The organism is Komagataeibacter ossonobensis (genome assembly GCF_057359305.1).
The window spans coordinates 70,493-81,257 of record NZ_JBXAYQ010000012.1 but is presented as its reverse complement, the minus strand read 5'-3'; the positions used below and the strand labels follow the sequence as shown (position 1 = coordinate 81,257).

Here is a 10,765-nt window from a genome sequence, read left to right as displayed (position 1 = left end):
CTTCGAAGAATGCTGCCTTTTTGAAAAAAGGCAGCACCCAGAAACTTTTTCTTATGTTTCGCGCGCCAGTTCCAGCGCACGGGCATAGACGGTGCGCCGGGGCAGGCTGGTAATGCCCGCTACCAGGGCGGCCGCGTCCTTGACCGACAGGGTGCGCAGGGCCTCGCGCAATTGCGTGTCCAGATCCTTGGCCGTGCTGTCGCCCTGCAGGGGCGGACCAAGCACTACGGTAATTTCGCCACGGGCCGGGTTGTCCGCGTAGTGGGCGGCCAGTTCGGCCACCGTGCCACGGCGTACTTCCTCAAACCGCTTGGTCAGTTCGCGCGCGACGGCGGCGGGGCGGTCGCCTCCCATGACATCAGCCAGGGTCGCCAGCATTTCCGCCAGCCGGTGCGGGGCTTCATGCCAGATCAATGTGGCGGACAGGCCCGCGCATTCCGCCGCGTGCAACTGCGCCAGCACCTCGCGACGCGCGGCCTCACGCGGGGGCAGGAAGCCTGAAAACATGAACGGGTGCGGGGGCAGGCCAGACAGGGTCAGCGCCATGACCGCCGCATTGGGGCCGGGTACGGCCGTGACATGCCCGCCCGCCGCCACGACCGCACGCACCAGGCGGTATCCGGGATCGGACATGAGCGGCGTGCCCGCGTCCGAAATCACCGCAATGCGCTGCCCCGCGCCCAGTGCGTCCAGCAGGGCGGGGATCTGCCGGTCCTCGTTATGGTCATGCAGCGGACGGGTACGGGTATGAATACCGTATTCCCGCAATAGCCGCGCGCTGGTACGGGTATCCTCGCACAAAATCAGGTCAACGGATTCCAGCGTCGCCACCGCGCGGTGGCTCATGTCCCCCAGATTGCCAATGGGGGTGGAAACAAGGACAAGTTCTCCTGGCCGATGCACAACCGGAATGGATTCATCCGCGTTCCCTGCATGACGGGGGGGCGTTTCTCCGCTATGAACCGTTTCTGGGGGAATGTCCGTCGGATGTTCCGCGGCATGTTGAGATTTTGAAGGCGAGGAAGATGAGGCGTCAGACATTCGGAACCCAGATGCAAGGACAGGATGTTGATTCTGCCTCTTCGCGCTTTGCATGCAAGCGCTTATTGTTTGCCGGGCTGGCACTGTCGGCCCTTACGGCATGCGCCAGCGGTGGTAGCCACCATCATGCCCCGAAGGCTGGGCGCGGCGTCGGTGTCCTGCTGCCCCTGACCGGCGCCAATGCCCGTCTGGGTCAGGAAATGCTGATCGCCACCCGCATGGCCATGAATACCCCGACCGCCCCGCCGCTGGATGTGCATGACACGGCAGCCCCCGGCAGCACCGCCGCGACGGCGGCACAGTCTGCGGTCTCGGCAGGGGACGGGCTGATCCTCGGGCCGCTGACCACGGATGATACGGCTGCCGCCGCCCCCGTTGCCACGGCGGCGCATGTGCCCATGCTGGCCTTTACCAGTGACATGTCCGTGGCCCAGCCCGGTGTGTGGACGCTGGGCATCGCCCCCGAACAGCAGGTGCGCCGTATGGTGCTGGCCGCGCGCCAGCAGGGACGGCAGCATTTTGCCGCCTTCCTGCCTGAAAACCGTCTGGGCCATGCGCTGGGGCAGGCGCTTCAGCAGGTATGCGCGGAAAACGGGCTGCAATCCCCGCAGATTATGTATCATGAAAGCCTGCAGGCATCCGTTTTAACGGGTCTGAAAACCCTGTCCGCCTATGAAACCCGCGCCGCCGCCGTGGTTCAGCCCCAGCCGGATGCGCAGCCCGAAGCCCCGAAGGTCGATGCGGCGGTCGATCCCGCCAACCCCGATGGCGCGCCCCCGGCCTCATCCGATCAGCCCGCGGCTCCTGCCGCCACACCGGATTTCCCGGCGCCACCGTTTGACGCCCTGCTGCTGGGGGATACGGGGCTGCAACTGGGCATGGTCATCAACGCCCTGACCGAGGTGCATGTGGACCCCACGCATGTGCAGATCATGGGACCGGGACTGTGGGGCGCTTTCGCCACCAAGCTGTCGGCATTGCAGGGCGCATGGTACGCAGCCCCCGATCCGGCCAGCCGTCAGGCTTTCGTGCAGCAGTTCATGGCGCGCTACCATCACATGCCCACGCCGCTGGCTGACCTGACCTATGATTCGGCGGCCCTGGTCAAGGCCCTGGACCAGACGCGCCCCGCAGGCAGCGCCAATGGCTATTCCGTGCAGGCGCTGACCCGGCCGGAAGGTTTTGGCGGGGTGGATGGCGCTTTTGGTTTTCTTGAAAATGGCAAGACGCGGCGTGATCTTGCAGTGTTCCAGATCCTGCCATCCGGTGGCAGCAGGATCGTCATCCCTCCCGCAGGCAAGCTGCGCCGCAGCGCCAATTAAGGCGCGAAGGGGAATGCTGTCGTGGCCGTTCAGGCCGCGGCAGTCGCCCCGCAGGACAGCACCGGACGGATCGCATGCAGTGCGGCTTCGAAGCTGCGATAGGTTGCCAGCGGGCGTTCGTGAATCTGGTCGATCAGTACCCAGCCCATTCCCTTGCCTTCGGGGCGAACCATGTAGGCGGGGTTTGCGTTCTCACGTACCCAGACCAGGACGTGTTCCAGATCGATTTCATCATTTTCGTCGCGGTCGGTGATGTCCGCATCACACAGACCCATGCAGGCACCGGCCTGCAGCCAGCGCATCAGGTATTCGCGGTGACGGGGCAGCAAGCCCTGCCGCAGGGAAACAACATTGGTGGCATATGCCTGCTGATCCATCATGTGCATTCCGTTGGCCCTCTGACTGTCGTGGTGTGACAATGTGGAAACAACGCTATTCCTGCATGGCAGCTTTGCCAAATTGAATTTGGGACTGAAAGCCGAAGAAACAGGCAGAAACCTTAACCTGTGATAAAAAAGCAATAATATGTTGCAAATATGATTATTTTTTAGGCTTTTTTTTAGGCAAATGCACATTCCAGCGGCGGTGAAGCCATAGCCAACTGCCGGGATGATGGCGAATAATGCTTTCAATCCAGTCATTGACCATCTGGGTCAGGTCCATCTGGTCCTGCGCCCGGTTGCCGCTGTCGGGCAGGTCAAGCGGGGGATGGACATGAATCCGCAACCGTGCCGGACCCAGGCGCTCGACATAGCCGGGAATGACGGGACAGCGCAGCTTGATCGCCATGGCCGCCATGGCCCCCGCCGTCATGGCGGGCTGTCCGAAAAACCGGGCGGCGACACCATCATTCATTTTCTGGTCCACCAGCATGCCCAGATGGCCCCCCTTCAGGATATGGCCCAGCGCGCTGCGTGCGCCCTTCGCCCCCTTGGCGAACAGGGGAACAGGTTGCCCCATGGCCGCATCCCGGAGGTCGCACAGGATCCGGTCAACCAGCGGGTTGTTCGGCGCGCGGTAGAAGGATGAAAACGGCATGCCATACCGCGCCACGGCGGGCGGCAGCATTTCCCAGTTGCCGATATGCCCGGATACGAAAATGGTCGGGCCGCCGCGACGTGCCTGCGCGGTCAGGTATTCTTCCCCCACCACGTCCCAGCCCGGACCGCTGCCCGGATTGCGGGGCAGGGTGGCAAGATGGGGGAATTCGCCAGCATTGCGACCGATATTATCCCACATGTCCCGTATCACGCGGCGGCGCATGGTGGCATCCAGTTCGGGCATCGCCATGCGCAGGTTGGCATCGGCAATGCGGGACACCGGCAGGCATGGCCCCACCATCCGGCACAGGAAGCCACCCAGGTTGGAGGCCCGCACCGGGCCAATCCGGCGGAATATCGCCAGCAACCCGCACACGAAGGCGGCTTCCAGATGCATCTGCCGGGTGGCGGAGCGTGTGGGGGTGGCAACTGTCATGCGTCTGTCCTGCCCAGCCATAGGTCAAGTATGCGTTCGGGCATGGCGGGCGTGTCCCATGCCAGATGCACGCTGGCGGTCGTAACCCGCGCCCGCATGTCGGGGGGCAGGCGTACGGCGTCCTTTTCCGTTGTTACCAGGCACGCATTCCATTGCGCGGCCAGTGCCAGCAGGTCGCGGCATTCCGTCCGGGTATAGGGATGATGGTCGGTAAACGCCATGCAGCGCAGGGGGGAAAGCCCCATGCTGGCAAGCCCGTCAAAGAACTTCGCGGGCCGTCCGATGCCGGCAAAGGCGATAAGGGGCCTGTCACGCGGCACGTTGCCAACATCCTGTTGTAACATGGCGGTAAAGCAGGGTGGCCCGTTTTCCATGCCGGCCAGAACGCCCTGCCGATCGGTACCAATCATGACAATGCCCCCCGCACGCGCCAGACCAGTGTGGACCGGTTCGCGCAGCGGCCCCGCAGGCAGGACCCGTCCATTGCCGAATCCGACCGCACCATCCACAACCACCAGCGCAAGATCCTGATGCAGCGTGGAATTCTGGAACCCGTCATCCATCAGCAGGCAGTCCGCCCCGTCCCGTAGGGCCTGCCGTGCTGAAACCGCGCGGTCCGCGCCGATATAACATGGTGCGACCCGGGCCAGCAGTAACGGTTCATCCCCTGTGTCACGTGCTGTATGGCGATCAGGGTCAACCCGCGTGCCCATGGGCCGGTGGCCACCATAGCCACGGGACAGAAAGGCCGGGCGACGCCCACGGGCAATGGCGCGTTGGGCAAGGTCAAGGCCAAGTGGGGTCTTGCCCGTACCACCCACCCCGATATTCCCGCAGCACAGCACGGGCACGGGTGCCCGCCATCCGGTGTGCCTGACGACCCGCCGGGCGGTTGCGGATGCATACAGCCATGACAACGGGAACAGCAGGCGGGCGGCCCATCCCGGATGGGCGGGCGCATTCCACCAGAAGGCCGGGGCTTGCATCACCGTTGTCCCAGCGTCAGAATCGCAAGGGCGACCTGCCGGGCAATATCAGGGTCGGGCGGGGAAGGATCAGGTGCCAAAACGCCGTCCCGGTCAGGATGCCGCAGTTGCGTGATGACCCATTGCGCAATGTTCCGCGCAGTATGCACGTAGTGGATGCGTTGCCCCATCCGGGCATAGGCCTGGCGGAAATTGCCGGTTTTCGGGCCGGTGGCAATCGGGCATCCCGCCCGTGCCGGCTCAACGGGATTATGGCCGCCACCCGCGCAGCCGGGCAGGCTGTTTCCCATAAGGACCGGTGCGCCGAGGGCATAGAACAGCCCCGTTTCCCCCAATGTATCGCATATCCATACGGCATCGCGCGCTGTGGGAAACTGTCCCGCCGCGCGACGGGGCAGCGGTCGGTCCGCCAGTGCTCCGATATCCGCCCCATGTTCGGGATGGCGGGGAATGATGATGGTCAGCGCATCTGGCACGGCCTGACGGATGATGATGCTGGCGGCAAGGATTTCGGTTTCCTCCCCCTGATGGGTGGAAGCCGCCACCCAGACCGGACGACCGCCCAGCGTGCGCCCGATTGCAGCAAGGTCCGCCGGGTTGCACGGCAGGGGCGCTGCCGCATCTTTCAGGTCTGCGATCATGTCGATCCGTTCCGCGCCACCGTGTTGCAGGCGGCGGGCATCTTCCGGCGTCCGGGCCATGACCCATGTGAAAGTGGACAGCATGCGCGCCAGCAGGCATCGCGCCTTGCCCCACCGGGCCAGTGACCGGTCCGACAGGCGTCCGTTGAGCAGCGCCAGCGGGATGCGCCGCCGCCTGCATGTTGCGATCAGGTTGGGCCAGAGTTCACTTTCCACCAGTGCCGCCGCATCGGGACGCCAGAAATCGGCAAATCGCGCAACCCAGCGTGGCACATCCAGCGGCGCGAACTGATGCAGGACCCGTTCATGTCCATCTATGCCCGGCAGGCGTGCATGCAGGATCTCGGCCCCCGTCATGGTGCCAGTCGTGACCAGGATATGATGGGACGGGCTGATGGCCAGAAGCTGGCTGATAACCGGCAGCACCGAAATGCTTTCGCCAACGCTTGCGGCATGCAGCCAGACAAGCGGGCCGTGGGGGCGCCCCATGCTGGCAATGCCACGGCGCTGGGGCAGGCTGGCCGGTGTTTCCTTGCCCCGTTTCAGGCGACGCGACAGGTTATGGCGCAGGACGGGGGCCAGCAGGCTGGCGACACCCCACCATCCTGCACCAAGGACAGCACCACACAGGCGCGCGCCCGTCATGTCCGGGCGCGTCATGTCCGTATCAGTCCAAAAGCACGGTGGTTGCGCATGTCCCTGCGGTAACACGCCCTGTCAGATGGGAAAAGGATGCAGGGCCTTCCTTTCCCATCATGTCATCAGGACAGGAAGCGGCGCAGCCCCAGCCCCTGCCTGCGTTCATGCAGGACGGAGGGCTGATAGGCGACGGAAATGATTTCGTGCGCCTGCTGCCATACGCTTATGTCTTCCGCGCGCTCGGTCTGAACGGTGGTGACGCCACAGCGCAGCATGAATTCGTACTGGTCCGGCAGTGGCTTGCCGGTCGCCCGGATTTCCCCCGTAAATGACAGGTGTTCACGCAGTGCGCGGGCCTGCGTGAAGGCACGCCCGTCACGGAAGGTCGTGAACGTGACCGCCACCAGGCCAAGGCGCGGCAGGGCAGGGCGTAGCAGGGACACATCCACATCCGGCCCGATGGTGACGCCCAGCGGCGCATCCGCCCCGCGTGCCAGGCCTTCTTCCAGCCGTGCGAAGGGCACGATCACCGCGCCAGTCGCCGGAAGGGGCGCGTCTTCGGTTACCGTGACCCAGGTGTCATCCTTGATGTGGCCATTCTCAAGCAGGGGCATAGACAGCGTCCTTGAAGCTGGCGGCGCCAAGACGCCGGTAGGTATCGATAAACTGCTCGTCACCCTGACGCAGCACCAGATAGGTATCAATCAGTCGGGCAATGGCATCGACCGTCTCGTCCTCTGGCAGCGCCGGGCCGATGATCTGGCCAATGGCCACGTCATTGGCCGCCGAACCACCAAGGGTCAGCTGGAAGAATTCCTCGCCGCGCTTGTCCACCCCAAGGATGCCGATATGACCTGCATGGTGGTGCCCGCAGGCATTGATGCAGCCCGATATGTTGATATGCAGCCGGCCGATGCGTTCCTGCAGTTCCGGATCGGCAAAGCGGGCGCTGAGCTTCTGCGCGATCGGAATGGAACGCGCATTGGCCAGTGAGCAGTAATCCAGACCGGGGCAGGCGATGATATCGCCCACCAGCCCGATATTGGGCGTGCCCAGACCGGCCGCGACCAGCTTGCCCCACAGTTCGCGCAGACGGTCCTTGCGCACATGGCCCAGCACCACGTTCTGCATGTGGGTGACGCGGATTTCACCAAACGACCAGCCATCGGCCAGTTCGGCGATCAGGTCCATCTGGTCCGCCGTGACATCACCAGGGATGCCGCCATCGGGCTTGATGGAAATGACGGCGCTTATGAAACCGTCATTGCGATGCGGATGGGTATTGGTGCGCACCCAGCGGTCAAAGGCAGGGTCGGCCTTGCGGTCGGCGGCAAGTTTCTGCGCCGCATCCGCCGGGGCCACCAGTTCGGGAATGCCGAAACGCGCGCGGATGCCATCAACAATGGCGGGATCCAGACGGTAATCCGCCCGGTCCATCAGCGCGAATTCCGCATCGACCTTTTCACGGAACGCCTCGACACCCAGCGCCTGGACAAGGATCTTGATCCGGGCCTTGTATATGTTGTCGCGGCGGCCATAGGCGTTGTACACGCGCACGATGGCCTCAAGGTAGGCAACAAGGTCCTCTTCAGGCAGGTTGTCGCGCAGCTGCACGCCAATGATCGGCGTGCGGCCAAGCCCGCCACCCACGAACACGTCAAACACCGGCCGACCCTGCGCACCGGGGCGGGCGACCAGCCCGATGTCGTGGAAGCGGGCCGCGACGCGGTCATGCGGGCTGCCGCTGATCGCGATCTTGAACTTGCGCGGCAGGAACGAGAATTCCGGGTGCAGCGTGGACCACTGGCGCAGGATCTCGGCATGGATGCGCGGGTCCAGCAGTTCATCGGCGGCAGCGCCCGCGAACTCGTCACACGTCACGTTGCGGATGCAGTTGCCGCTGGTCTGGATGGCGTGCATGTCCACGTCCGCCAGATGCTGGAGAATATCGGGTGTATCCTCCAGCCGGATCCAGTTGAACTGGATGTTCTGGCGCGTGGTGAAATGCCCGTAATCGCGGTCATATGTGCGCGCGATATGGGCCAGCATGCGCATCTGGTCCGACCCCATCATGCCATAGGGTACCGCAACGCGCAGCATGTAGGCATGAAGCTGCAGGTACAGGCCGTTCATCAGGCGCAGCGGCTTGAACTCATCCTCGCTCAGGTCGCCCTTGACACGGCGGTTCACCTGTTCGCGGAACTGCGCCACGCGCTGGGACAGGAAAGTACGGTCCACCTGGTCATAGGCATACCGGCCAACCGGCAGGGGTGCGGTGTCAGTGGACATTGGATGTCTCCACAGGGGCAAAATCAGGATGGACACTCGGCCCGAACGCACGGATGCGCTCACGTACCGTAAGCGGGGACAGGCCCGCAGCCGACGGGTCAAGCTGCACGCCATAGATACCCACCAGCCTGCGTGCATCCGGCGTGGCCTTGGCCTGCGCTATCGCGTCTTCGATATCCGCATTGTCAAAAACACGGGCATGCCCGATATGTTCCGACCATCCCTGCTGTGTCAGCCAGACGATGCGGCCATCAAGCAGGCGGTTGGCGGTAATGACGCTGGCACCGGTCGTATCCCGGCGGTTGTTCCTGACATCCACTTGTGAACCGATCCTTTCCAGGCAACAGGCGATCTATCTGCCGTGACTGGTACAAAAAGGCGCCAGACATGTAAACTGGCGCCTGTAATCTAAAACCCGGTCCTGCATGGGGCCGGACAGGTCCTGCCCGACCCCGCTGGCATCAGGACTTCTGGCGCTGGACCACCCCGTCAAGGCGGGTTTCCTCACCAATGAAGGCGGCGAGGCGTGCTGCCGTCTCATCGCTTGACGCATTGGCCGTTTCCAGCCGCAGGGCGGGCTTCACGGGTGCTTCATACGGCGCATCGATGCCGGTGAAGCCTTCGATCTTGCCCGCGCGGGCGGCTGCATACAGCCCCTTGGGGTCGCGCTCTTCACACGTGGCCTGCGGCGTGTCGATGAAGATTTCATGAAAACCCTCACCCACGATCTGGCGTGCCAGTTCGCGGTCCGCAATGGTGGGGGAGATCAGGGCAACGATCACCACCTGACCGCTTTCCGCAAGGATGCGGGCCACGGCGGCGGCGCGGCGCACGTTTTCACGACGGTCCGCTTCGGAAAAGCCAAGGTCCGAACACAGGCCCGCGCGTAGCGTGTCACCATCCAGAACCGAAACATCGACCCCGCGTGCGAACAGGCGCGTTTCCGCCCCGCGCGCCAGCGTGCTCTTGCCCGCGCCCGGCAGGCCGGTCATCCAGAACACGCCACCACGGTGGCCCTTTGCCTGCGCGCGGTCCCACAGCGACACGGCGCTGTCGGTCGGGTGGATGGCATTGCGGCCCGCGACACTTTCGGCAATACCGATCAGCGGCGCGCCGCCGACGATCTGCTGGTTACGGTCCACCAGCACGCCACGTCCGTCCGATGTGCCCGGCACGAATGCGTCGAACAGCATGGTTTCGGAAACCGCCAGCGTGATTTCGGCAAAGCCTTCGGGCGGCACTTCCTCGGCAGGGTGTTCGGTCAGGTCTTCCAGGCGCACCACGGAATCAATCGCCGCCACCGTGACCTGGTGTTCCGCCGTGGCAAGACGCAGCTTGAAGCTTTCGCCCACGCGCAGCGGTTCCTGACGCAGCCAGAACAGGCGCGTGCGGATGCGCGCCGCACGCAGGGGGGCGGCGGATGCGGGATACAGGAAGTCGCCCCGGTCGGGAATGACATCGGGTTCCAGCGTTACGGCCACGGACTGGCCAGCAATGGCGGCCACCTGCGGGGCTGTGTGCCAGCTTTCGATGGTGGCGATGCGCGCGCGCGCGCCATGCACGCCAATCACCACCTCATCGCCCACGCGGATGCGGCCGCGTTCGATACGGCCCACGACAATACGCTTGGTGTCGAAACGGTAGACATCCTGCACCGGCAGGCGCAGCGGCAGGTCGGCGCGCGATGACGGGGCGGGAACGGCGGCCAGCGCCTCGGTCAGGGTCGGGCCCTTGTACCACGGCATCTTGTCGGAACGCGACGCCATGTTGTCGCCTTCACGCGCGGAGGCGGGGACAAACACCGTCGGTTCGATTTCAAGCTGGTGCAGGAGCGCGGTGATGTCGCGCTCGGCGGCTTCGATCTTCTTCTGGTTGTAGTTGAAGATATCAACCTTGTTCATCAGCACGATGACATGACGGATGCCGATCAGGCGCAGCAGCATGGCGTGGCGGCGGGTCTGTTCCTGAGCACCTTCATTCGCGTCAACCACCAGGACTGCGGCTTCGGCATCGGCCGCACCGGTGATCATGTTGCGCAGGAACTGACGGTGGCCCGGCGCATCCACGATCACGAACTGGCGCGTGCCCAGCCGGAAGGGAATGCGGGTGGAATCAACGGTCACGCCCTGGTCACGTTCGATCTGCAGGCTGTCGAGCAGGAAGCTCCATTCAACCGTAAGCCCGCGCTTCTTGCTGGATTCAATGATCTGCGCGACACGCCCGTCGGGCAGGCTGTCGGTATCATACAGCAGGCGACCGATCAGCGTGGACTTGCCATGGTCGACATGGCCCACGATCACGATGGGGGTGGCGGCTTCCTGCGGGGCAGGGGTCGGGATTGTACTCATTGTAATATAACTCCGTCCTGTCC

At 64.1% G+C, this 10,765-nt stretch carries 10 protein-coding genes; 1 reads left to right on the top strand and 9 read right to left on the bottom strand.

The window, feature by feature from the left end; genetic code table 11:
- Positions 1 to 51 precede the first annotated feature (51 nt).
- Complete coding sequence (rsmI, locus tag AC1RQ9_RS09275; protein WP_198284435.1) at positions 52 to 1,041, bottom strand: 16S rRNA (cytidine(1402)-2'-O)-methyltransferase; 990 nt, start codon at positions 1,039 to 1,041, stop codon at positions 52 to 54.
- Here rsmI and AC1RQ9_RS09270 point away from each other — a divergent pair.
- Positions 1,026 to 2,363, top strand: coding sequence for a penicillin-binding protein activator (locus AC1RQ9_RS09270; protein WP_026018441.1), 1,338 nt, complete (start codon positions 1,026 to 1,028; stop codon positions 2,361 to 2,363). The genes rsmI and AC1RQ9_RS09270 overlap by 16 nt on opposite strands.
- A gap of 29 nt (positions 2,364 to 2,392) precedes the next feature.
- On the opposite strand, the gene AC1RQ9_RS09265 is transcribed toward AC1RQ9_RS09270, so the two are convergent.
- The 8 genes from AC1RQ9_RS09265 to cysC all read right to left on the bottom strand — a co-directional run bounded on the left by AC1RQ9_RS09265 (position 2,393) and on the right by cysC (position 10,742).
- Complete coding sequence (locus AC1RQ9_RS09265) at positions 2,393 to 2,743, bottom strand: hypothetical protein (protein WP_019084825.1); 351 nt, start codon at positions 2,741 to 2,743, stop codon at positions 2,393 to 2,395.
- A gap of 160 nt (positions 2,744 to 2,903) precedes the next feature.
- The gene (locus AC1RQ9_RS09260) at positions 2,904 to 3,839 is read right to left on the bottom strand and encodes a lysophospholipid acyltransferase family protein (protein WP_019084826.1); all 936 of its coding nucleotides are present in this window, start codon (positions 3,837 to 3,839) and stop codon (positions 2,904 to 2,906) included.
- Positions 3,836 to 4,825 carry a tetraacyldisaccharide 4'-kinase gene (gene lpxK / locus AC1RQ9_RS09255; RefSeq protein WP_485986605.1) on the bottom strand — a complete coding sequence of 330 codons (990 nt, stop codon included), beginning with the start codon at positions 4,823 to 4,825 and terminating at the stop codon, positions 3,836 to 3,838. Before lpxK ends, AC1RQ9_RS09260 begins: the two co-directional genes overlap by 4 nt.
- A complete protein-coding gene (locus tag AC1RQ9_RS09250; RefSeq protein ID WP_485986599.1) occupies positions 4,825 to 6,126 on the bottom strand; it encodes a 3-deoxy-D-manno-octulosonic acid transferase in 1,302 nt (433 codons plus the stop codon). Before AC1RQ9_RS09250 ends, lpxK begins: the two co-directional genes overlap by 1 nt.
- A 101-nt stretch (positions 6,127 to 6,227) precedes the next feature.
- Positions 6,228 to 6,719 carry a DUF934 domain-containing protein gene (locus AC1RQ9_RS09245; protein WP_019084829.1) on the bottom strand — a complete coding sequence of 164 codons (492 nt, stop codon included), beginning with the start codon at positions 6,717 to 6,719 and terminating at the stop codon, positions 6,228 to 6,230.
- Complete coding sequence (locus AC1RQ9_RS09240) at positions 6,706 to 8,394, bottom strand: nitrite/sulfite reductase (protein ID WP_485986598.1); 1,689 nt, start codon at positions 8,392 to 8,394, stop codon at positions 6,706 to 6,708. Before AC1RQ9_RS09240 ends, AC1RQ9_RS09245 begins: the two co-directional genes overlap by 14 nt.
- Positions 8,384 to 8,713: a DUF2849 domain-containing protein gene (locus AC1RQ9_RS09235; RefSeq protein WP_019084831.1), complete on the bottom strand. Its 330-nt coding sequence runs from the start codon at positions 8,711 to 8,713 to the stop codon at positions 8,384 to 8,386. The genes AC1RQ9_RS09240 and AC1RQ9_RS09235 overlap by 11 nt, the downstream gene beginning before the upstream one ends.
- 142 nt (positions 8,714 to 8,855) lie before the next feature.
- Positions 8,856 to 10,742 carry an adenylyl-sulfate kinase gene (gene cysC / locus AC1RQ9_RS09230; RefSeq protein ID WP_485986597.1) on the bottom strand — a complete coding sequence of 629 codons (1,887 nt, stop codon included), beginning with the start codon at positions 10,740 to 10,742 and terminating at the stop codon, positions 8,856 to 8,858.
- Positions 10,743 to 10,765: the final 23 nt, after the last annotated feature.